This window comes from Streptomyces sp. NPDC005648, assembly GCF_040605395.1.
Classification (GTDB): Bacteria; Actinomycetota; Actinomycetes; order Streptomycetales; family Streptomycetaceae; genus Streptomyces.
The window spans coordinates 50,031-72,543 of sequence record NZ_JBEXCS010000006.1; the positions used below are offsets into that span (position 1 = coordinate 50,031).

At 69.5% G+C, this 22,513-nt stretch carries 18 protein-coding genes and 1 pseudogene; 16 read left to right on the top strand and 3 right to left on the bottom strand.

Going from position 1 to position 22,513, the window contains the following annotated elements; genetic code table 11:
- Window positions 1-311: 311 nt before the first annotated feature.
- The 6 genes and pseudogenes from ABZT17_RS05105 to ABZT17_RS05130 all read left to right on the top strand — a co-directional run.
- A pseudogene (locus ABZT17_RS05105) lies at window positions 312-434 on the top strand (TetR/AcrR family transcriptional regulator); the annotation flags it as partial.
- Between the two features lie 148 nt (window positions 435-582).
- Window positions 583-1,668: an S-(hydroxymethyl)mycothiol dehydrogenase gene (locus ABZT17_RS05110; RefSeq protein WP_356343847.1), complete on the top strand. Its 1,086-nt coding sequence runs from the start codon at window positions 583-585 to the stop codon at window positions 1,666-1,668.
- The gene (locus ABZT17_RS05115; protein WP_356343849.1) at window positions 1,668-2,297 is read left to right on the top strand and encodes an MBL fold metallo-hydrolase; all 630 of its coding nucleotides are present in this window, start codon (window positions 1,668-1,670) and stop codon (window positions 2,295-2,297) included. The genes ABZT17_RS05110 and ABZT17_RS05115 overlap by 1 nt, the downstream gene beginning before the upstream one ends.
- Window positions 2,298-2,488: 191 nt before the next feature.
- Window positions 2,489-2,851: a bifunctional 3-phenylpropionate/cinnamic acid dioxygenase ferredoxin subunit gene (locus ABZT17_RS05120; protein WP_356343852.1), complete on the top strand. Its 363-nt coding sequence runs from the start codon at window positions 2,489-2,491 to the stop codon at window positions 2,849-2,851.
- Window positions 2,848-4,008: an FAD-dependent oxidoreductase gene (locus tag ABZT17_RS05125; protein WP_356343854.1), complete on the top strand. Its 1,161-nt coding sequence runs from the start codon at window positions 2,848-2,850 to the stop codon at window positions 4,006-4,008. Before ABZT17_RS05120 ends, ABZT17_RS05125 begins: the two co-directional genes overlap by 4 nt.
- 157 nt (window positions 4,009-4,165) lie before the next feature.
- Window positions 4,166-5,296, top strand: coding sequence for an aromatic ring-hydroxylating dioxygenase subunit alpha (locus ABZT17_RS05130; RefSeq protein WP_356343857.1), 1,131 nt, complete (start codon window positions 4,166-4,168; stop codon window positions 5,294-5,296).
- Between the two features lies 1 nt (window position 5,297).
- Here ABZT17_RS05130 and ABZT17_RS05135 read toward each other — a convergent pair whose 3' ends face one another.
- A complete protein-coding gene (locus ABZT17_RS05135) occupies window positions 5,298-6,095 on the bottom strand; it encodes an IclR family transcriptional regulator (RefSeq protein WP_356343859.1) in 798 nt (265 codons plus the stop codon).
- Window positions 6,096-6,184: 89 nt separating this feature from the next.
- Window positions 6,185-6,847: a transglycosylase SLT domain-containing protein gene (locus ABZT17_RS05140; RefSeq protein WP_356343862.1), complete on the bottom strand. Its 663-nt coding sequence runs from the start codon at window positions 6,845-6,847 to the stop codon at window positions 6,185-6,187.
- A 254-nt stretch (window positions 6,848-7,101) separates the two neighbouring features.
- Here ABZT17_RS05140 and betA point away from each other — a divergent pair, with 254 nt between their 5' ends.
- Window positions 7,102-8,778, top strand: a complete 1,677-nt coding sequence (gene betA / locus ABZT17_RS05145; protein WP_356343865.1) for a choline dehydrogenase — start codon at window positions 7,102-7,104, stop codon at window positions 8,776-8,778.
- 3 nt (window positions 8,779-8,781) lie between these two features.
- Entirely contained in the window at window positions 8,782-9,624 is an 843-nt protein-coding gene (locus ABZT17_RS05150) for a 5,10-methylenetetrahydrofolate reductase (protein ID WP_356343868.1), read from the top strand.
- Window positions 9,625-9,706: 82 nt separating this feature from the next.
- Here ABZT17_RS05150 and purU read toward each other — a convergent pair whose 3' ends face one another.
- Window positions 9,707-10,579, bottom strand: coding sequence for a formyltetrahydrofolate deformylase (gene purU, locus ABZT17_RS05155; protein WP_356343870.1), 873 nt, complete (start codon window positions 10,577-10,579; stop codon window positions 9,707-9,709).
- Window positions 10,580-10,798: 219 nt separating this feature from the next.
- Between purU and ABZT17_RS05160 the strand changes: the two genes are divergently transcribed.
- The 8 genes from ABZT17_RS05160 to ABZT17_RS05195 all read left to right on the top strand — a co-directional run bounded on the left by ABZT17_RS05160 (window position 10,799) and on the right by ABZT17_RS05195 (window position 22,513).
- Entirely contained in the window at window positions 10,799-12,268 is a 1,470-nt protein-coding gene (locus ABZT17_RS05160) for an aldehyde dehydrogenase family protein (protein WP_356343872.1), read from the top strand.
- A 20-nt stretch (window positions 12,269-12,288) separates the two neighbouring features.
- Complete coding sequence (locus ABZT17_RS05165; RefSeq protein ID WP_356343874.1) at window positions 12,289-13,377, top strand: glycine betaine/L-proline ABC transporter ATP-binding protein; 1,089 nt, start codon at window positions 12,289-12,291, stop codon at window positions 13,375-13,377.
- Window positions 13,377-15,386, top strand: coding sequence for an ABC transporter permease subunit (locus ABZT17_RS05170; protein WP_356343876.1), 2,010 nt, complete (start codon window positions 13,377-13,379; stop codon window positions 15,384-15,386). The genes ABZT17_RS05165 and ABZT17_RS05170 overlap by 1 nt, the downstream gene beginning before the upstream one ends.
- A gap of 14 nt (window positions 15,387-15,400) precedes the next feature.
- Complete coding sequence (locus ABZT17_RS05175; RefSeq protein WP_356343878.1) at window positions 15,401-16,372, top strand: ABC transporter substrate-binding protein; 972 nt, start codon at window positions 15,401-15,403, stop codon at window positions 16,370-16,372.
- A 228-nt stretch (window positions 16,373-16,600) separates the two neighbouring features.
- Complete coding sequence (locus ABZT17_RS05180) at window positions 16,601-19,039, top strand: FAD-dependent oxidoreductase (RefSeq protein ID WP_356343881.1); 2,439 nt, start codon at window positions 16,601-16,603, stop codon at window positions 19,037-19,039.
- A 101-nt stretch (window positions 19,040-19,140) separates the two neighbouring features.
- The gene (locus ABZT17_RS05185) at window positions 19,141-20,001 is read left to right on the top strand and encodes a bifunctional methylenetetrahydrofolate dehydrogenase/methenyltetrahydrofolate cyclohydrolase (RefSeq protein ID WP_356343883.1); all 861 of its coding nucleotides are present in this window, start codon (window positions 19,141-19,143) and stop codon (window positions 19,999-20,001) included.
- Window positions 19,998-21,284, top strand: coding sequence for a serine hydroxymethyltransferase (gene glyA / locus ABZT17_RS05190; protein ID WP_356343885.1), 1,287 nt, complete (start codon window positions 19,998-20,000; stop codon window positions 21,282-21,284). Before ABZT17_RS05185 ends, glyA begins: the two co-directional genes overlap by 4 nt.
- Window positions 21,281-22,513, top strand: a complete 1,233-nt coding sequence (locus ABZT17_RS05195) for a sarcosine oxidase subunit beta family protein (protein ID WP_356343887.1) — start codon at window positions 21,281-21,283, stop codon at window positions 22,511-22,513. The genes glyA and ABZT17_RS05195 overlap by 4 nt, the downstream gene beginning before the upstream one ends.

Consider the following 22,513-nt stretch of genomic DNA (forward strand, 5'->3'; position numbering starts at 1 on the left):
TTGCCTTTCGGGAGTGCCTGGATGTCGAGGCGCTCCCGGGGCATTGACCTACGTCGGTCGCCCGGCCGTGGCGGAGAGAGGGAGCACCCACTCGGATACAGCGGTCATGGGTCTCACCTCCTCATGTGGCGTTCACGGCGTGCCGCACGTTACCGACCGAAGGACGTCCCGCCCAACTCCTTTTCCCGGTGGGGGTTTCCCGGCGGTCACCGGAAGGCGGGGAGATGGCGAGCGACCCACTCGCCGAACGGGCGGGCCGCACGGCCGAGGACGGTCTCCACGTCCGGGCTGACCAACCGCTCGGCGGCCGTGCGGTCACCCTCGTCTCCGCCTACCAGGGCATGTCGCTGCTGACCAACGCCCTGCGTGACCCGGAGATCATGACCCGCGAGGGCGCCCGGCTGCTGCGCTGGCTGGACTCGCTGCCCGGCTGAACCGCGCGGTCTCGCCCCGGGGGAGCACCCCTTGGCTCCTCATCCTTGACCCTCGCCCGGAGCTCCATGATGCTGTGTTGCGACACGTGAGATGCGTGCCGTAATGAGCAACATCATTTTCAGGTCTCGTACCAGCCGAGGAGTGGCCATGACGCACCAGGTCCGTGCTGTCGTCGCGCGGGGGAAGGGCGCCCCCGTCAGCCTGGAGACGATCATCGTGCCCGATCCCGGTCCGGGCGAGGCTCTGGTCAAGATCCAGGCGTGCGGGGTCTGCCACACCGACCTGCACTATCGCGAGGGCGGGATCAACGACGACTTCCCCTTCCTGCTGGGCCATGAGGCGGCCGGCGTCGTGGAGTCGGTGGGGGAGGGGGTCACCGACGTGGCGCCCGGCGACTTCGTGATCCTCAACTGGCGTGCCGTGTGCGGAAACTGCCGGGCCTGTCTGCGCGGACGGCCCCAGTACTGCTTCAACACCCACAACGCCAAGCAGAGGATGACCCTGCTGGACGGCACCGAGCTGTCCCCGGCTCTGGGCATCGGCGCCTTCACCGAGAAGACGCTGGTCGCCGCCGGACAGTGCACCAAGGTCGACCCCGCCGCCTCGCCGGCCGTCGCCGGACTGCTCGGCTGCGGGGTGATGGCCGGTATCGGCGCCGCCATCAACACCGGCAACGTCGGCCGCGGCGACACCGTCGCCGTCATCGGCTGCGGTGGCGTCGGCGACGCGGCCGTCGCCGGCTCGCGGCTGGCCGGCGCGGCGAAGATCATCGCCGTGGACATCGACGACCGCAAGCTGGCCACCGCCAGGAAGCTCGGCGCCACCCACACCGTCAACTCCAAGGAGAACGACGCGGTCGAGGCGATCCGTGAGCTGACCGGCGGGTTCGGGGCCGACGTGGTGATCGAGGCGGTGGGCCGCCCGGAGACATACCGGCAGGCCTTCTACGGCCGCGACCTCGCCGGCACCGTCGTCCTGGTCGGGGTGCCCACCCCGGAGATGAAGCTGGAACTGCCGCTCCTGGACGTGTTCGGGCGCGGCGGCGCGCTGAAGTCCTCCTGGTACGGCGACTGCCTGCCCTCCCGGGACTTCCCGATGCTCATCGACCTCCATCTCCAGGGCCGCCTCGACCTGGACGCCTTCGTCACGGAGACCATCGCCCTCGACGAGGTCGAGAAGGCCTTCGAGCGCATGCACGGCGGCGACGTGCTGCGTTCGGTGGTGGTCCTCTGATGGCCGCCCGGGCGGAACGGCTGGTCACCTCCGGGACCTTCTCGCTGGACGGCGGCACCTGGGACGTCGACAACAACGTGTGGATCGTCGGGGACGATCACGAGGTGATCGTCGTCGACGCCGCGCACGACGCGGAGGCCATCGCGCAGGCGGTGGGCGGCCGGCGGCTGACGGCCATCGTCTCCACCCACGCGCACAACGACCACATCGACGCCGCGCCCGCACTCGCCGAGCGCACCGGTGCCCCGGTCCTCCTCCACCCGGACGACCTGCCGCTGTGGAAGCAGACCCACCCGGACCGGGCACCCGACGCCGAGCTGGCCGACGGGCAGATCCTGTCCGTGGCCGGGATCGAGCTGACCGTGCTGCACACACCCGGGCACGCCCCGGGCGCCGTCTGCCTGTACGCGCCGGCCCTGGGCGCGCTGTTCAGCGGGGACACGCTGTTCGCCGGCGGGCCGGGGGCGACCGGGCGGTCGTACAGCCATTTCCCCACGATCGTCGAGTCGATCCGGGAGCGGCTGCTGACGCTGCCCGGCGAGACCGTCGTGCACACCGGTCACGGCGACACGACCACCGTCGGGGCCGAGGCCCCGCACCTCCAGGAGTGGATCGACCGCGGTTTCTGACCGTCGGTCCCGGCTCCGCACGCACGCCCGTCGTTCCGTCCGGCACCCGCCGGGGCGGAACGACGGGCTGCCGTTTTCAACCTCGGACGACGGGCCGCCGCGGCCCTGGAACTCCTTGACAAGGGTTCGGGGCGACCCCAGACTGATGTTGCGCTTACCGCAATCCGTTTCGCTATACGCACCGAGGTGTCATGATGATTCCCGCGTGCCGTCTCGTGGATCTCCCGCGAGGTGAGGCCTTCCGGCTCGACATCGACCCGCCGGTCTCGGTGTTCCATACCGATGACGGCGAGGTGTTCGCCATCGACGACACCTGCACCCACCAGGACGCCTCGCTCGCCGACGGCTGGCTGGAGGGCTGCGAGGTGGAATGCCCCCTGCACGCCTCCAAGTTCGACCTGCGCACCGGCAGGGTCGACGCCCCGCCGGCCAAGCTGCCGGTGCGGACCCACGAGGTCGTGATCGAGGACGGCATGATCCACGTCAAGGTGTCGACCGACGCCCCGAACCTGCCGCCCTGCGTCGCCTCCCGTCTCGCCGGGGGTCCCGCGTGAGGACCGTCGCCGTGGTGGGCGCGTCACTCGCCGGACTGTCGGCGGCGCGTTCGCTGCGGAGGCAGGGCTATGACGGGCGGCTCGTCGTCATCGGCGACGAGCTCCACCGCCCGTACGACAGGCCCCCGTTGTCCAAGGAGTTCCTGGCCGGCACCCTCGGCGAGGCCGACCTGGTGCTGGAGACGGACGACGAGGACCTGGGCGCCGAGTGGCTGCTGGGCGCCCGCGCCACCGGACTCGACCGCGCCGAGCGGGCCGTACGGCTCGCCGACGGGCGGGAGGTGCGCGCCGACGGCATCGTCATCGCCACGGGCGCCGCCGCCCGCACCCTGCCCGGCTCCGAGGGCCTGGCCGGCGTGCACACCCTGCGGACCCTGGACGACGCCCGCGTCCTGCGTGCCGAACTCGCCCGCGGCGGACGGCTGGTGGTGATCGGCGGCGGCTTCATCGGCGCCGAGGTCGCCTCCACGGCGTACGCCCTCGGGCTCGATGTGACGGTGGTCGAGGCCGCCCCGACCCCGCTCGCCGGCCCCCTCGGCGAGACCATGGGCGCCGTCGTCTCCGGACTCCACGCGGACCACGGCGTACGGCTGCTGTGCGGCGTCGGGGTCAAGGGGCTGAGCGGCGAGAGCCGCGTCGACGCCGTCCTCATGGAGGACGGGCGGAGCGTCCCCGCCGACATCGTCGTGGTGGGCGTGGGAGCACGCCCGTGCGTCGAATGGCTGGAGGGCTCCGGCGTCGAGCTCGACAACGGCGTGAAGTGCGGCGCCGACGGGCGCACCAGCCTGGCCGGGGTGATCGCGGTCGGCGACTGCGCCAACTGGTACGACCCCCGTGCGGGCGCCCATCGCCGTGTGGAGCACTGGACCGGCGCCCGGGAGCGGCCCGACGCGGCCGTCGCCACCCTGCTGGCCGGGGGAGCGGTGGAACCGGGCGTGCCCCGGCCGCCGTACTTCTGGTCCGACCAGTACGGCGTGAAGATCCAGTTCTCCGGTCACGCGGCCGGTGCCGACACCGTGACCATCGAGGAAGGCACGGCCCAGGACCGCGACGTCCTCGCCGTCTACCGGCGCGCCGGCGTCCCGGTCGCCGTACTCGGCATGAACCAGCCGCGGCAGTTCATGCGGTGGCGCAAGCAACTCGCCGCCACGTCTTGACACCGCCGGTACGGCATCCGATGCTGCGGTTGCGGTTTCATATGACACGCACAGTTGCGTAATAGACAACAGAAGCGCGCATCATCCCCAACGCCGTCCGGAGTCGATCTTCCCGGCGCGTGAATGACCCCTCCACGACGTTCCCGAGGAGTGCACCGTGACCTCGACCAGCCTGCCGGACAGCCTGATCGCAACCCTGCCCGGCTCCTCCTACACCGATCCGGCGATCTTCGCCCTGGAGCAGGAGCGCATATTCGAGACCATGTGGTTCTGTGTCGCGCGCGCCTCCGAACTGGCCAGGCCCGGCGCCTTCCGCACGGTGGACGTGGGCCGCGAGAGCATCCTGGTCACCCGTGCGCGGGACAACAGCGTCAAGGCCTACTTCAATGTGTGCCGGCACCGCGGCGCCAAGCTCTGCACGGAGGAGTCCGGCGAGGTCAAGCGGGCCTTCCAGTGCCCCTACCACGCCTGGACGTACGGTCTGGACGGCAAGCTCGTCGCCGCGCCGAACCTGACCAAGATGCCCGACGTCGGCCGTACCGAGTACGGGCTGGCGAGCGTGGCCGTGCGGGAGTGGCTCGGCTATGTGTGGGTCTGCCTCGCGGAGAACCCGCCGTCCTTCGAGGAGGACGTGATGGGCGCGGTCGTGGAGCGCCTCGGCGACGTCGAGTCGATCGAGCACTACGACATCGACAGCCTCTCGGTGGGCAGGCGGATCGTCTACGACGTGAAGTCCAACTGGAAGCTCATCATCGAGAACTTCATGGAGTGCTACCACTGCGCCACGATCCACCCCGAACTCACCGAGGTGCTCCCGGAGTTCGCGGACGGCTACGCGGCCCAGTACTACGTCGGCCACGGCGCCGAGTTCGGTGAGGACGTCCAGGGCTTCACGGTCGACGGCTCCGAGGGCCTGGACCGCATCCCCGGGGTCGCCGAGGACCAGGACCGCCGCTACTACGCGATCACGGTCAAGCCGCAGGTGTTCATCAACCTCGTCCCCGACCATGTGATCTTCCACCGGATGTACCCGGTGTCCGTCGACCGCACGATCGTCGAGTGCGACTGGCTGTACCTGCCGCACGTCGTCGAGAGCGGCAAGGACGTCAGCCGGTCCGTCGAGCTCTTCGACCGGGTCAACCGGCAGGACTTCGAGGCGTGCGAGCGCACCCAGCCCGGCATGAGCTCCCGTATGTACGCCAAGGGCGGTGTGCTGGTGCCCAGCGAGCACCACATCGGTGCCTTCCACGACTGGGTCAACGAGCGCCTGGGCATCGCCCAGGGCTGACTCAGCCCAGGTACCCCATGCGGTGGCTGATCTCCTCCGCGCCCTTGAGCAGCACCGGGGAGAGCTCGTGCAGCCGCTCCTCGGTGAAGCGGTACGACGGGCCGGAGGCGCTGAGGGCCGCGACGACCTGGCCGTCCTGGTTGCGGACCGGGGCGGCCATGGCGTGCAGCCCGATCTCCAGCTCCTCCAGGGTGAAGGCGTAGCCCCGCTCCCGCGCGTCGGCGAGGTTCTTCTCGAGCTTCGCCTTCGCGGTGATGGTGTGCGGGGTGACCTTCTTCAGACCGGCGTCGGCGAGCAGCGCCGCACGGTCCCCGGCGGGCAGGTGCGCGAGCAGGATCTTGCCGCTGGACGTGGCGTGCAACGGGGTCAGCTCACCGACCCAGTTGTGGGCGGCGACGGCCGCCGGGCCGCGGACCTGGTAGAGGTTGATCGCGTAGTGCTCCTGCATCACCGCGATGTTGATCGTCTCGCCGATCTCCTCGGCGAGCCGCTCGCAGACCGGGCGGCCCTGCTGGGTGATGTCGAGGCGCCCGGTGACCGCGCCGGCCAGCCGTACGATGCCGAAGCCGAGCCGGTACTTCCCCCGCTCGCCCGCCTGCTCCACCAGACCGCGCGACTCCAGGGCGCCGAGCAGCCGGAACGCGGTGGACTTGTGAACATCGATCTCGGCGGCCACCTCGCTGACGCCGGCCTCGCCACGGTGGGCCAGGATCTCGAGGACGCTGATGGCTCGGTCGACCGACTGGACTCCGCCGGCCTGCGAATTTGACGTTTCGGTGTCTTGGCTGTGGTTGCTCACAACGAAACTATACGCGTAGTACGGTACAAGCTGTTTACGGTCGCGACGCTGACCAGGTATTTTCTCCTGGTAGGGGCCGATTCGGGATGTCAGTACGAATGATGCGTCTGCCAGAAGGACCAGGCTCCGCAGGGGCTGCCGTAGCGGCTGTTCATGTAGTTGAGGCCCCACTTGATCTGGGTGGCCGGGTTGGTCTGCCAGTCGGAGCCGGCGGACGAGTACTTGGAGGCCGGGAGGGCCTGGAAGAGGCCGTAGGCGCCGGAGGAGGCGTTCATCGCGTTCATGTTCCAGCCGGACTCGTGCATGACGATGTTGCTGAAGCACTGGAACTGGCCGCTCGGCACCATCTGCGCCGCCAGCGCCTTGATCTGCGCGGTGCTGAAGGTGCCCAGCAGGGGCGTGACCGGAGTGTCCTCGGAGGCGGTCTTCTTGGCCTCCGCGGCCTTCCTCGCGGCCTCCTTCTTGGCGACCGCGGTCCGGGCGGCGGCCTTGCGGGCGGCCTCCTCGGCGTCCCTGCGGGCGCTCGCGTCCGCCTGTACGGCCTGTGCGTCGGCCTGCTGGGTCAGGGACGCGGTCTGCACCCGGGCCTGCTGCCCCGCGGGAATGTCCGCGAGGAGCGTCGAGTCGACCGTCGTCGCCTCGGCGTCGTTCGTCTGCGCGGAGGTGCCCGAGGCGACGCCGACAACGCTTCCGACAGCGGTGACCGCCGTGGCCGAGGCCACGGCGAACCCCCGGACCGAAATCGGGTTCACGCGTCTTCCTTCCCTAACTCGCCGGGGTCGTCCGGCAGTTGGAACACTCTTTCGTGCGGGGGCGGATGGCGCAATGGTGAAGGAGATGTAGATGCTCACACGTGATGTCGGAGGGACACGAAGGAACGGTGCCCGCGGAAGTAACGGCATCGAAATGATGACCTTGTAAGTTGCGTGGCTCGCAACCTAGTGCGTATAGCGATACTGGTATTAGCATGCGTCGCGTATCTACGGCGCGAGCGAGACGAGGCACCATGGCTCCCCTGCAGTATGACTTCGTCATCGTCGGCGGCGGTTCGGCCGGCAGTGCACTGGCGAACAGACTCTCCGCCGACCCGGCCAACAAGGTCCTGGTCCTGGAGGCAGGCCGGTCCGACTACCCGTGGGACGTCTTCATCCAGATGCCCGCGGCCCTGACGTACCCGATCGGCAGCCGTTTCTACGACTGGAAGTACGAGTCCGAGCCCGAGCCCCACATGGGCGGCCGCCGCATCTACCACGCCCGCGGCAAGGTCCTGGGCGGCTCCAGCAGCATCAACGGCATGATCTTCCAGCGCGGCAACCCCATGGACTACGAGCGCTGGGCCGCCGACCCCGGCATGGAGACCTGGGACTACGCGCACTGTCTCCCCTACTTCCGCCGCATGGAGAACTGTCTCGCGGCCGACCCGGAGGACGAGTTCCGCGGCCACGACGGCCCCCTCGTCCTGGAGCGGGGCCCCGCGACCAACCCCCTCTTCACCGCCTTCCAGAAGGCCACCGAGGAGGCCGGCTACGCCCCCACGGACGATGTGAACGGCTTCCGGCAGGAAGGCTTCGCCAAGTTCGACCGCAACGTCCACCGCGGACGCCGGCTGTCGGCCTCGAAGGCGTACCTCAAGCCCGTCCGCAGGCGCCCCAACCTCACGGTCAAGACCCGCGCCTTCGTCACCCGGGTCCTCTTCGAGGGCAAGAAGGCCGTCGGCGTCGAGTACCAGCGCGGCAAGGGCGCCGTCCAGCAGGTCCGCGCCAGGGAAGTCATCCTGTGCGGCGGCGCGATCAACTCCCCGCAGCTGCTCCAGCTCTCCGGCGTCGGCAACGCGGCGGAACTCGCCGCCCTCGGCATCGACGTCGTGCACGACCTGCCGGGCGTCGGCGAGAACCTCCAGGACCACCTGGAGGTCTACATCCAGTACGCCTGCAAGCAGCCCGTCTCCATGCAGCCGTACCTGGCGAAGTGGCGCGCCCCCTTCATCGGCCTCCAGTGGCTCTTCCGCAAGGGCCCGGCCGCCACCAACCACTTCGAGGCCGGCGGCTTCGCCCGCAGCAACGAGGACGTGGACTACCCCAACCTGATGTTCCACTTCCTGCCCATCGCGGTCCGCTACGACGGTTCCGTGCCCGCGGGCGGACACGGCTACCAGGTCCACGTGGGCCCCATGTACTCCGACGCCATCGGCTCCGTGAAGATCAAGAGCAAGGACCCGCGCGAACACCCGGCGCTGCGCTTCAACTACCTCTCCACCGAGCAGGACCGCCGGGAGTGGGTCGAGGCGATCCGGGTGGCCCGCAGGCTCCTCAACCAGCCGGCGCTGGCGCCCTACAACGACGGGGAGATCTCGCCCGGGCCGTCCGTCGAGAGCGACCAGGAGATCCTCGACTGGGTCGCCAAGGACGGCGAGACCGCGCTGCACCCGTCCTGCACCTGCAAGATGGGCCCCGCCACCGACGAGAGCGCCGTCGTCGACCCCACCAGCATGCGGGTGCACGGCGTGGAGGGCCTGCGGGTCGTGGACGCGTCCGTCATGCCGTACGTCACCAACGGCAACATCTACGCGCCGGTGATGATGGTCGCGGAGAAGGCCGCCGACCTGATCCTCGGCAAGGAGCCCCTGGCGCCGTCGAAGGCCGCGTACTACCGCCACCGTGACGCCCAGAAGCAGGCCGGGTAGACCTTGGGCACCACAGGGCTACGAGCGCTGCTGAGCACCGTCCGCTACGAGGTGCTGCCCGCGAAGGCCACCGAGGACAAGGTCCTCGCCCATGTCCCGCGCGACGTCGTGGTCACGGTCACGGCGTCGCCGGTCAAGGGCCTGGAACCCACCCTCGACCTCACCGGCCGGCTCGCCGCGCACGGCTACCGCGTCGTCCCGCACGTGCCGGCGCGGCTGCTGCGGGACGACGTCCACCTCAAGGAGGTCGTCTCCCGGCTGCGGGAGGCGGGCGTGGACGACGTGTTCGTCCCGGCGGGCGACGCGGACCCGCCCGCCGGGTCCTACGACGGCGCACTGCCGGTGCTGCGCCGGCTGACCGAGCTGGACGACCCCTTCACCCACGTCGGCATCACCGGGTATCCCGAGAGCCATCCCCTCATCCACGACGACATCACCATCCAGGCGATGTGGGACAAGCGCGCGCACGCCACGTACATCGTGAGCAACCTGTGCTTCGATCCGCGGGTGCTGGGGGAGTGGATCGCCCGGATACGGCGCCGGGACGTCACCCTGCCCGTGTACCTGGGCGTCGCCGGTCCCGTCCAGCGCACCAAACTCCTCGCCATGGCCACGAAGATCGGCGTGGGGGAGTCGACCCGTTTCCTGACCAAGCACGCGAGCTGGTTCCTGCGCTTCGCCGCCCCCGGCGGCTACTCCCCCGACAAACTCCTCCAACGCACCGAGGAGACCCTCCCCCCTGCCGCGTCCGTGCCCGGCCTCCACCTGTTCACCTTCAACCAGATCGCCGAGACGGAGACCTGGCGCCGGGAGTTGCTGGAACGACTGGAGCAGCTGGAGCACTGAAGGGGGAACAGGGGTGACCTGACGGGGCACCGTTCTCCTCCCGGATGCGGTGCCCCGTGCTCGTATACGGCGACAGCGTCCGTCAGCGGAAGACCACCGTGCGGTTGCCGTCCACCATCACCCGGCTCTCGCTGTGCCACTTGACCGCGTGGGCGAGGACCTGAGCCTCCACGTCGCGGCCGACCGTCACCAGCTCACCGGGGTCGAGCGAGTGGTCCACGCGTACCACGTCCTGCTCGATGATCTGCCCCTCGTCCAGGTCCGAGGTCACATAGTGCGCCGTCGCGCCGACGAGCTTCACCCCGCGGTCGTAGGCCTGGTCATAGGGCTTCGCTCCCTTGAAGCTGGGGAGGAAGGAGTGGTGGATGTTGATGGCACGCCCCTCGAGCTGCTTGCACAGGTCGTCGGAGAGGATCTGCATGTAACGGGCCAGGACCACCAGGTCGACGTCCAGCTCACCCATCAGCTCCAGCAGCCGCGCCTCCGCCTCCGGCTTGCTGTCCCTGGTGACCGGGACATGGTGGAAGGGGATGCCGTACGTCTCCGCCAGGCTCTCGAACTCCCGGTGGTTGGAGACGATCGCCGGGATCTCGATGTTGAGGGCGCCCGTGCGCTGCCGGAAGAGCAGATCGTTGAGGCAGTGGCCGAACTTGGACACCATGATGAGCGTGCGGGTGGGAGTCGAGGCGTCCCGCAGGCTCCAGGTGATGCCGTATGCCTCGGCGACGGGACCGAAGCGGTAACGCAGAGTTTCCAGATTCGCGTTTGGATCGGAAACATCGAAGTGGACCCTCATGAAGAAACGGCCCTGGAGTCGATCATCGAACTGCTGGCTCTCCAGGATGTTTCCGGAGTTCCTGACGAGAAAGCCGCTCACGGCATGGACCAGTCCCGCGCTGTCGGGACAGGAGAGAGTGAGGACGTACTCGCGGCCGGGCTGGGGGCGAGGTGACATCGCGGGCCTCCGTTGGTGCGTATTGCACAACTCGGTGAGCTATACGCAACATGGTTGGGGTTGGAAGGGCCCTTGGTCAAGAGAGTGAGGGTCTTTCGGGCCCTTGCTAAATCGTCATCCGCCAACCTCTTGACGTATGTCTGCACATTCGCCAGGGTGTTCCACCACAAGCAATTGGGTGCACGATGCGCAACGCATTTCAGCTGAAGGGCAAGGCGCGTGGCAGACCTGTATGTGGACGGTGAATGGCGGGACGCGGTGGCCGGAGGCCGCCGCGAGATCCGATGTCCCTCCGACGGCACGCTGAGCGCGACCGTTTCCGAAGGGACACGCCCCGACACCGAGGCGGCGATCGCCGCGGCCCGTCGCGCCTTCGACGAGGGCCCCTGGCCGGGCACCCCCGAGCGCGAGCGCGGCGCCCTGCTGCTGCGCACCGCCGACATCCTGGAGCGCGACGCGAAGGAGTTCGCCCGCGCCGAGTCGCTGGACACCGGCAAGCGTCTGGTGGAGAGCGAGTACGACATCGCCGACGTCGTCTCCTGCTTCCGCTACTACGGCGGGATCGCGGGGACGGACGCGGGACGTGTGATCGACACCGGACGTGAGGACGCCGTCAGCCGTGTCGTCTACGAGCCGGTCGGGGTCTGCGGACTCATCACCCCCTGGAACTACCCTCTGCTGCAGGCCAGTTGGAAGGTGGCCCCGGCCCTCGCCGCCGGCAACACCTTCGTCCTCAAGCCCAGCGAGCTCACCCCCTCCACCTCGATACTGCTGCTGAAGGCCCTGGAGGAGGCCGGCCTCCCGGCCGGCGTCGGCAACCTCGTCCTGGGCACCGGACCCGAGGTCGGCGCGCCGCTCTCCGAGAGCCCCGACGTGGACATGGTGTCCTTCACCGGCGGCCTGGAGACCGGCAAGCGGATCATGGCCACCGCGGCGGCGACCGTGAAGAAGGTCGCGCTGGAGCTCGGCGGCAAGAACCCGAACGTGGTCTTCGCCGACGCCGACTTCGAGACGGCCGTCGACTTCGCCCTCACCGCCGTCTTCCTGCACTCCGGGCAGGTCTGCTCGGCCGGCGCCCGGCTGATCGTCGAGGACTCGCTGCACGACCGCTTCGTCGACGAGGTGGTCCGGCGGGCGAGCCGGATCCGGCTCGGCGGCCCCTTCGACGCCGACGCCGAGACCGGCGCGCTGATCTCCGCCCAGCACCTCGCGAAGGTCGAGGCGTACGTCGCCGCGGGCGTCGCCGAGGGCGCCGTGCTGCGCTGCGGCGGCGAACGCCCGGACGACCCGGCCCTCGCGAACGGCTTCTACTACCCGCCGACCGTCCTCGACGAGTGCGGGCAGGACATGAACGTGGTGCACGAGGAGTCCTTCGGACCGGTGCTCACCATCGAGCGCTTCACCGACGAGGACGACGCCGTGCGCATCGCCAACGACACCGAGTACGGACTCGCCGGCGCGGTCTGGACGCAGGACGCCGGCAAGGCCCAGCGGGTCGCCCGGCGCCTGCGCCACGGCACGGTGTGGATCAACGACTACCACCCCTATGTGCCGCAAGCGGAATGGGGTGGCTTCGGGCATTCGGGCGTGGGCCGGGAGCTGGGACCGACCGGCCTGGACGAGTACCGAGAGCCCAAGCACATCTGGCAGAACATCCAACCCCGGCCGCAGCACTGGTTCCGCGGCTGAACGCCGAAAAGAGGTCGATCGTGACCCCCACACAGACCGAGGTGGCGCAGCGGCGCGGCACGCCTCAGGACTCGGACGGCACGGCCGTCATATCCGTGCGCAATCTGTGGAAGGTGTTCGGGCCGAAGGCCGACCGGGTGCCGGAATCGGAGGAGCTGTGCGGGCTCAGCCGGCGCGAGCTCATGGACCGCACCGGATGCACCGCCGCCGTACGCGACGTCAGCTTCGACGTGGCGCCGGGCGAGGTCTTCGTCGTCATGGGGCTGTCCGGCTCCGGCAAGTCCACGCTGGTGCGATGTCTGACCCGGCTGATCGAGCCCACCGCGGGCGAGGTCGTCTTCGAGGGGCAGGACATCCGGCAGGCGGACCCGGCCCGGCTGCGGGACCTGCGGCGCCGTAAGTTCTCCATGGTTTTCCAGCACTTCGGGCTGCTGCCGCACCGCCGGGTGGTCGACAACGTGGCCTTCGGCCTCGAGATCCGCGGGATGAGCAGGGCCGAGCGCACCAGGCGGGCCCTGGAGGTCGTCGAGCTGGTCGGTCTGGCCGGCTACGAGAACTCCTACCCCGACCAGCTCTCCGGCGGTATGCAGCAGCGCGTGGGCCTGGCGAGGGCGCTGGCGGGCGACCCGGACGTGCTCTTCTTCGACGAGCCGTTCTCCGCGCTGGACCCGCTGATCCGCCGGGACATGCAGAACGAGGTCATCCGGCTGCACCACGAGGTCGGCAAGACCATGGTGTTCATCACCCACGACCTCTCCGAGGCGCTCAAGCTGGGCGACCGCATCCTGATCATGCGCGACGGCAAGATGGTCCAGTGCGGCACCGGCGACGAGCTGGTGGGCGCCCCCGCCGACGACTACGTACGCGAGTTCGTCAAGGACGTGCCGCGCGGTGATGTGCTCACCCTGCGCTGGATCATGCGCGCACTGGAGGACGGCGACGAGCTGGACGGCCCCGAGCTGGGTCCGGACGTCGTGGTGAAGGAGGCCACCCGGGCCGTCCTCGCGGCCGACAAGCCGGTCAAGGTCGTCGAGAACGGCAAGCTGCTCGGCATCGTCGGCGACGAGGAGATCCTGTCGGTCGTCGCCGGGCAGGAAGGCGGCGCGTGATGACCGTCGCCATCGAGAAACCCGAGCAGCCCGAGCGGACGGAGGCGGCGGAACCGCAGGCGCCGCCCAAGGTCGCGCGCAAGGTCGGCCGGCCCGTGGTGATCGGCGCGATCATCGTCGTCTGGCTGGTGCTGTTCGCCCTGCTGCGCGGCAAGCAGACCCTGTCGCTGGCGGTGGCCGATCTGACCGACCTGCACCGGTGGATCAACGACCTCAACGACTCCATCGGCGCCAACCGCAACTCCAACCCGCTCTTCCTGTACTTCTTCAACGAGATCCGGCTGGTCATCGACAATCTGGTGACCTTCGTCCAGCACCTGATCTCCCAGCCGTCCGGGGGCCGCCCGGTCCCGCAGATCGGCTGGCTCGGGGTGGTCGGCCTCGCCGGTTACGTCTCCTGGGCCCTGGGCAACTGGAAGGTCGCCCTGCTGACCGTGGCCGGCTTCACCTTCTTCGGGCTGCAGGGTCTGTGGCAGCAGAGCATGGACACCCTGGCGCTGATTCTGTGCGCGGTGTTCGTGGCCCTGCTGTTCGCGATCCCGCTCGGGGTGTGGGCGGGGCTCTCGGACCGGTTCAACCGGATCATGACGCCGTTCCTGGACTTTATGCAGACGATGCCGACCTTCGTCTACCTGGCGCCGCTGACCCTGTTCTTCCTCATCGGCGGCGCGTCCGGCACCATCGCCACCGTGATCTACGCGGCCCCGCCGACGATACGCATCACGGCGCACGCCATCCGCAACGTCTCCAGGACCACGGTCGAGGCGGCCGACTCCCTCGGGGCCACCAGCCGTCAGTCGCTGCTGAAGGTCCTGCTGCCGATGTCCAAGCGGACCGTGGTGATGGGCGTCAACCAGACCATCATGGCCGCTCTGGCCATGGTGACCATCGCGGCCCTGATCAACGCGCCCGGTCTCGGCCCGGTCGTCCTGCAGGCGCTGCAGTCGCTGGACGTCGGCACGGCCTTCAACGCGGGCCTCGCCATCGTCGTCATGGCGATCGTCCTGGACCGTGTCACCACCGCGGCCAGCGCGCGTGAGGAGCACGCGCGCTATGCCAGGGACCGGTTCGTGAAGTGGCGCCGGCCCCTGCTGGGTGCCGGTGCCGTGGTCGCCCTGGTGCTGGTCTACCTGTCGCACACCTACGTCTGGGCGGCCGACTTCCCCGGCGACGGCACCGTGGGCACCCACATCGCCGGCGCCGCGGACAGTGTGACCAACTGGGCGCAGGACAACCTGTCGGGCGTGACGAACGCCTTCCGCGACGCGATCACCAATGGTCTGCTCAACCCGTTCCAGACGCTGCTCACCGACTCCCCGTGGTGGGTCGTCGGCGCGGTGCTGGTCGCCCTGGCCGTGGTGCTCGGCGGCTGGAGGTCGGGCGTCACCACCGCGGTGTGCGTCGGCCTCCTGATCGGCACCGGTGTCTGGTCGGACGCCATGACCACGCTGGCCTCGACGATCGTCGCCACGGTCCTCGTGATGGTCCTCGGCATCGTCTTCGGCGTGTGGATGGGCCGCAGCGTGCTGGCCGACCGCATGATCCGGCCCACTCTGGACGCGGCCCAGGTCATGCCGCCGTTCGTCTACCTCGTGCCGTTCCTCGCGCTGTTCGGCGCCACCCGCTTCACGGCCATCGTCGCCGCGATCGTCTACGGCGGACCGGTCGCCATGAAGATCATCGCGGACGGGATCCGGGCCGTGCCCGAGACCACCGTGGAAGCGGCCACCTCCGCCGGGTGCAACACCTGGCAGATCATCACCAAGGTCCAACTGCCGATGTCACGCAGTGCCCTGACGCTCGCCACGAACCAGGGGCTCATCTACGTGCTGTCGATGGTTGTTGTGGGCGGCCTGGTAGGAGCAGGCGCCCTCGGCTACGACGTCGTGGCCGGATTCTCGCAGAGCGAGCTGTACGGCAAGGGGCTGGCGGCAGGAGTCGCCATCGTACTGCTCGGAGTCATGTTCGACCGGATCACACAGGCAGCGGCGCGACGCGCGAGCGCTTAAAGGAGCAGGACACCATGGCAAGACACTGGCGAGCCGGCGCGGCCGGCCTGGCCGTCCTCGGCCTCACCCTCACCGCGTGCGGCGGTGCGAAGGTCGGCGACACCTCCTCGGGCTCCGGCAGCAGCTCGAGCAGCTCCGGCAAGTGCGGCACGTTCAACCTGGCGGTCAACCCCTGGGTGGGTTACGAGGCCGACGCGGCGGTCGTCGCGTACGTGGCGCAGCACAACCTCGGCTGCACGGTCAACAAGAAGAACCTCAAGGAACAGATCGCCTGGCAGGGCTTCGGCACCGGCGAGGTCGACGCGGTCCTGGAGAACTGGGGCCACGCCGACCTGGTGAAGAAGTACATAGACGAGCAGAAGACCGCCGTGGACGCCGGGCAGACCGGCAACAAGGGGCTCATCGGCTGGTACGTGCCGCCGTGGCTGGCCAAGGCGCACCCCGACATCCTGGACTGGAAGAACCTCAACAAGTACGCGGCGAAGTTCAAGACGTCCGAGTCGGGCGGCAAGGGCCAGCTCCTGGACGGCGACCCGTCCTACGTCACCAACGACGCGGCGCTGGTCAAGAACCTGAAGCTGGACTTCAAGGTGGTGTACGCGGGCAGCGAGACCGCGCTCATCCAGGCCTTCCGCACGGCCGAGAAGAACAAGCAGTGGGTCATCGGCTACTTCTACGAGCCGCAGTGGTTCCTGTCCGAGGTGCCGCTGAAGAAGGTCACGCTGCCCGCCTACAAGACGGGTTGCGACGCCGACGCGGCCAAGGTCGCCTGCGACTACCCCGTCTACAACCTCAACAAGATCGTCAGCGCGAAGTTCGCCAAGTCGGGCAGCCCCGCCTACAACCTGGTGAAGAACTTCAACTGGACGAACGACGACCAGAACGAGGTCGCCAAGTACATCGCCCAGGACAAGCTGTCCGACGACGCGGCCGCCAAGAAGTGGGTCGACGCCAACAAGGACAAGGTGGACGCCTGGCTGAAGTAGCCGGATGGCAGGACCGGTCGAACACGCCCGGCGGGCGGTACGCGCACGACCTGCGTACCGCCCGCCGGGCATCGCCGTGTTCAGGGCGTGTTCAGGCTGTGTTCCGGGCTGTTTTCCGACGTCACGGACCTCTTGACACCCCCTCCCACGGAAGGCACGCTGAGTTGCGCAACCTGAATCACGTTGCGCAGAAAGCAACTGAACGGTTTTGAATCCGGAGGTGCGGCGATGGCGGGACCCCGAGTGGTGATCATCGGAGCGGGCGTCGTGGGAGCGGCCCTCGCCGACGAGATCTCCGCACGAGGCTGGACCGAAGTGACCGTGGTGGACCAGGGTCCACTCCCCGCCACCGGGGGATCCACGTCGCATGCGCCCGGCCTGGTCTTCCAGACGAACTCGTCCAAGACCATGACCGAGCTGGCCCGCTACACCGTCGAGAAGTTCTGCTCCCTCGACGTCGACGGCAAGCCCTGCTTCCTTCAGGTCGGCGGCCTCGAAGTGGCGACCACCCCCGAGCGCCTCGCCGAACTGCACCGCCGCCACGGCTGGATCACCGCCTGGGGCATCGAGGCCCGGCTGCTGACCACCGACGAGTGCCTCGAACAGCACCCCCTGGTCAACCGCGACAAGGTCCTCGGCGGCCTCCTCGTCCCCACCGACGGCCTCGCCAAGGCCGTCCTCGCGGTCGAGGCGCAGATCCGCCGGGCCACCGGGCGCGGGGTCACCTTCCTGCCCCGCCACGAGGTCCTGGATATCCTCCAGGCCGACGGCGAGGTCACCGGCGTCCGCACCGACCAGGGCGATCTGGAAGCCGACATCGTCGTGTGCTGCGCCGGCATCTGGGGCCCGAAGATCGCCCGTATGGCGGGCATGAACCTCCCGCTGACCCCGCTCGCCCACCAGCTCGCCTGGACCGGCCCGATCCCCGCCCTTTCCGGCCAGACCGAGGAGGCGGTCCGCCCGATCCTGCGCCACCAGGACGCCGACCTGTACTACCGCGACCGCTTCGACGGCATCGGCATCGGCTACTACGGCCACCGCCCGATGCCCATCACCGCGGACGAGATCCGCTCCTTCGACGAGGCCGCGACCATGCCCTCGGTCCTGGAGTTCACCGAGGAGGACTTCGAGCCCGCCTGGACGGAGACCCAGTCCCTCCTGCCCGCCACCAAGGAGGCGAAGGTCGAGGAGGGCATCAACGGCCTCTTCTCCTTCACCACCGATAACTTCCCGCTGCTGGGCGAGTCCCCGGACGTCAAGGGCTTCTGGGTCGCCGAGGCGGTCTGGGTCACCCACTCCGCGGGCGTCGGCCGGGCGATGGCCGAATGGCTGGTCGACGGCCACTGTTCCTCGTTCGACCTGCACGAGTGCGACGTCAACCGCTTCGAGCCGCACCAGCTCACCCCCGAGTACGTCCTGGCCCGCGACTGCCAGAACTTCGTCGAGGTCTACGACATCCTCCATCCCCTCCAGCCCTCGGGTAAGCCGCGGCCCATCCGCAAGAGCCCCTTCCACACCCGCCAGCAGGAGCACGGGGCGTTCTTCCTGGAGGCGAACGGCTGGGAGCGCCCGCAGTGGTACGAGGCCAACGCGGGACTCGTCGAGGGCCGCAACATCCCGACCCCCAACGACTGGGCCGCCCGCTACTGGTCGCCCATCGTCGGCGCCGAGGCCCAGCGCACCCGGGAGACCGTCGCCCTGTACGACATGACGGCCCTCAAGCGCCTGGAGGTCTCCGGCCCCGGTGCCGCCGACTTCCTGGAGCGGCTGGTCACCGGCAAGGTCGCCAAGTCGGTCGGCTCGGTGACGTACACCCTGCTGCTGGACCACGACGGCGGTATCCGCAGCGACATCACGGTGGCCCGGCTGGCCCCCGACCTCTTCCAGGTCGGCGCCAACGGCAACCTCGACCTCGACTGGTTCGGCCGCCACCTGCCGGCCGACGGCACCGTACAGGTCCGCGACATCACGCCGGGCACCTGCTGCGTCGGCCTGTGGGGCCCGCTGGCCCGCAAGGTCCTCCAGCCCCTGACCGACGAGGACTTCTCGGGCGACGGACTGAAGTACTTCCGCGCCAAGAAGGCGTACATCGGCAGCGTCCCGGTGACCGCGATGCGACTGTCGTACGTCGGCGAGCTGGGCTGGGAGATCTACACCACCGCCGACCTCGGCGAGAAGCTCTGGGACACGCTGTGGGCGGCCGCCGAACCGCTCGGCGGCATCGTCGCCGGCCGCGGCGCCTTCAACAGCCTCCGCCTGGAGAAGGGGTACCGCTCCTTCGGCACCGACATGACGTACGAGCACGACGCGTACGAGGCGGGCGTCGGCTTCGCCGTGAAACCCGACAAGGGCGACTTCATCGGCAAGGAGGCGCTGGAGCGCCGCAAGGGCGAGGTACGGCGGAAGCTGACCTGCCTGACCATCGACGACCCGCAGTCGGTCGTGCTGGGCAAGGAGCCGGTCTACGACGGTGAGCGCGCGGTCGGCCATGTCACCAGCGCCGCCTACGGCTACACGATCGGCAAGGGGATCGCGTACGCGTGGTTGCCGGTGGAGTTGACGGCTCCCGGGACCGCGCTGCGGATCGGCTACTTCGATCAGCGCGTCGAGGCGGTCGTGGCGGAGGAGCCGTTGTTCGATCCGACGATGTCCCGTCTCCGTGGGTGAGGTGTCCGTCGGTCGGCCGCGGGTCCGTCGTGGCTGGTCGCGCAGTTCCCCGCGCCCCTGTGGGGCGCTCCCTGTCAGGTCGGATGGAAGGAGTACCGCCGGTGACCGCACAGCTGCTTGACGGCAAGGCGACCGCCGCCGCCATCCGCGGCGAACTCGCCGAGCGCGTGGCCAAGTTGACCGCCGGCGGGGGACGGCCCCCGGGCCTGGGTACCGTGCTCGTCGGCGACGACCCGGGCAGCCGCGCCTACGTCGGCGGCAAGCACCGGGACTGCGCCCAGGTCGGCATCGCCTCCATCCGGCGCGACCTGCCCGCGGACGCCACCCAGCGGCAGGTCGAGGACGTCATCGACGAACTCAACGCCGACCCGGCCTGCACCGGCTACATCGTCCAGCTCCCGCTGCCCGCGCACCTGGACGCCAACGCCGTACTGGCCCGAATGGACCCGGCGAAGGACGCCGACGGACTGCACCCCGTCAACCTCGGCCGGCTCGTCCTGGGCACCGAGGCGCCCCTGCCGTGCACCCCGCGCGGCATCGTCGAACTGCTGCGCCGCCACGACGTCCCGATCGCCGGGGCGAGGGTGTGCGTGATCGGACGGGGCATCACCGTCGGACGGCCGATCGGGCTGCTGCTGACCCGCCGCTCCGAGAACGCCACCGTCACCCTCTGCCACACCGGCACCAAGGGCCTGGCCTGGCACGTCCGCGAGGCCGACATCGTCATCGCGGCCGCCGGCTCGCCCGGACTGATCACCAAGGACATGCTGCGCCCCGGCGCGGCCGTCCTGGACGTCGGCATCACCCGCACCGAGAACGGGCTCGTCGGAGACATCCACCCGGAGGCCGCCGAGGTCGCCGGATGGCTCGCCCCGATGCCCGGGGGCGTGGGCCCCATGACCCGGGCGATGCTGCTCGCCAACGTCGTCGAGGCCGCCGAGAGGAACGCGAACGCCGTATGAACGCGCTGAACACCCCCCTGGCCGAGCTGGACCCCGAGGTCCACGCCGCGCTCGCCGCCGAACTGCACCGCCAGCAGTCCACCCTGGAGATGATCGCCTCCGAGAACTTCGCGCCCACCGCCGTGATGGAGGCACAGGGCTCGGTCGCCACCAACAAGTACGCCGAGGGCTACCCCGGACGCCGCTACTACGGCGGCTGCGAACACGTCGACGTCACCGAGCGGTTGGCGATCGAGCGGATCAAGTCCCTCTTCGGGGCCGGGTTCGCCAACGTCCAGCCGCACTCGGGTGCCCAGGCCAACACGGCGGTGTTCTTCGCGCTGCTGCAGCCCGGCGACACCGTCCTCGGCCTCGACCTCGCGCACGGCGGCCATCTCACCCACGGCATGCGCATCAACTACAGCGGCAAGATGCTGAACGTGGTGCCCTACCACGTCTCCGAGACCGACAACCTGGTCGACATGGACGAGGTCGAGCGCCTCGCCAAGGAACACCGCCCCAAGATGATCATCGCGGGCTGGTCGGCGTACCCGAGGCAGCTGGACTTCGCGGCGTTCCGCCGGATCGCCGACGAGGTGGGCGCCCTTCTCATGGTCGACATGGCGCACTTCGCGGGGCTCGTGGCGGCCGGACTGCACCCGAACCCCGTGCCGCACGCCCATGTCACCACCACGACCACCCACAAGACGCTCGGCGGCCCGCGCGGCGGAGTCATCCTCACCAACGAGGCGGACCTCGCCAAGAAGATCAACTCGGCGGTGTTCCCGGGCATGCAGGGCGGCCCGCTGGAGCACGTCATCGCCGCGAAGGCGGTCTCCTTCAAGGTCGCGGCGTCCCCGGAGTTCGCCGAGCGGCAGGCCCGTACGCTGGCCGGCTCCCGCATCCTCGCCGAGCGGCTGACGCGGCCGGACGCGACGGCGGCCGGGGTGAAGGTGCTGACCGGCGGCACGGACGTCCACCTCGTCCTCGTGGACCTGCGGGACTCCGCACTCGACGGACGTCAGGCCGAGGACCTCCTCCACGAGATCGGCATCACGGTCAACCGCAACGCCGTCCCCTTCGACCCGCGCCCGCCGATGGTGACGTCGGGCCTGCGCATCGGCACCCCGGCGCTGGCCACCCGCGGCTTCACCGAGGAGGACTTCGCCGAGGTCGCCGACGTGATCGCGCTCGCCCTCCGGCCGGAGCCCGACATCGCCGCCCTGCGCGCCCGCACCGAGGCGCTGGCGGCCAAGCACCCGCTCTACCCGCACCTCACCGGTGCCTCAGGAGACGCCCGATGAGCCCCACCACCCCCGGCGCCGACCTCCCCGACCACCCCGAGTTCCTCTGGCGCACACCGCGGCCGAAGCGCTCGTACGACGTGATCGTCGTGGGCGGCGGCGGACACGGCCTCGCGACCGCCCACTACCTGGCGAAGAACCACGGCATCACCAACGTCGCCGTGCTGGAGAAGGGCTGGCTCGCGGGCGGCAACATGGCCCGCAACACGACCATCATCCGCTCCAACTACCTCTGGGACGAGAGCGCCGGCATCTACGAGCACGCGCTCAAGCTGTGGGAGAACCTGGAGGACGAGCTCGACTACCCGATCCTCTTCTCCCAGCGCGGTGTGCTCAACCTCGCCCACAGCCTCCAGGACGTCCGCGACAGCGTCCGCCGGGTCGAGGCCAACCGCCTCAACGGCGTGGACGCCGAGTGGCTCGACGCCGAGCAGGTCAAAGAGGTCTGCGGAATCGTCAACATCTCGCCGGACGTGCGCTATCCGGTCCTGGGCGGCACCTACCAGCCGCGCGCCGGCATCGCCAAGCACGACTACGTGGCCTGGGGCTACGCCCGCTCCGCCGACGCGGCCGGCATCGACATCATCCAGAACTGCGAGGTCACCGGCCTCGACGTGGTCGGCGGCCGGGTGGTCGGGGTCCGGACCACCCTCGGTCCGATCGCCGCGGGCAAGGTGGCGCTGTGCTCGGCCGGCCACACCTCGGTCCTGGCCGCCATGGCGGGCATCGAACTCCCGCTGCAGAGCCACCCGTTGCAGGCGCTGGTGTCGGAACTGCTGGAGCCGGTGCACCCCACCGTCGTCATGTCCAACGCCGTCCATGTGTACGTCAGCCAGGCGCACAAGGGCGAGCTGGTGATGGGCGCGGGCATCGACGCGTACAACTCCTACACCCAGCGCGGCGCGTTCCACATCATCGAGGACCAGATGGCGGCGGCCCTGGAGCTGTTCCCGGTCTTCGCCCGTGCCCACGTCCTGCGCACCTGGGGCGGCATCGTCGACGTCAGCCCCGACGCCTCACCGATCGTCGGCCTCAGCCCCGTCGACAACCTCTACCTCAACTGCGGCTGGGGAACAGGCGGTTTCAAGGCCACCCCCGGCGTCGGCTGGGTCTACGCCCACACCATCGCCCACGACACGCCCCACCACCTCAACGCCCCCTTCTCGCTCGACCGTTTCACCACCGGCGCGCTCGTCGACGAGCACGGCGCGGCCGCGGTGGCCCACTAG